This is a genomic window from Enterobacter sp. EC_50, from assembly GCF_019584525.1.
Classification (GTDB): Bacteria; Pseudomonadota; Gammaproteobacteria; order Enterobacterales; family Enterobacteriaceae; genus Enterobacter; species Enterobacter roggenkampii.
Genome location: NZ_VDAF01000104.1, coordinates 1 through 258 on the forward strand (window position 1 = coordinate 1; position 258 = coordinate 258).

Annotated in this window: 1 pseudogene; it reads right to left on the reverse strand. The window is 50.4% G+C overall.

Going from position 1 to position 258, the window contains the following annotated elements:
• Positions 1–190, reverse strand: a pseudogene (locus tag FHC48_RS23205) (IS5/IS1182 family transposase); the annotation flags it as partial.
• Positions 191–258 lie beyond the last annotated feature (68 nt).

Genomic DNA, 258 nt, shown 5'->3' on the forward strand with positions numbered 1-258 from the left:
GAATGCGTAGCATGGTTTCCAGCGGATAAGGTCGCCGGCCATTACCAGCCTTGGGGTAAAACGGCTCGATGACTTCCACCATGTTTTGCCATGGCAGAATCTGCTCCATGCGGGAGAGGAAAATCTCTTTTCTGGTCTGACGGCGCTTACTGCTGAATTCACTGTCGGCGAAGGTAAGTTGATGACTCATGATGAACTCTGTTCCATGGCTCCAGATGACAAACATGATCTCATATCAGGGACTTGTTCGCACCTTCC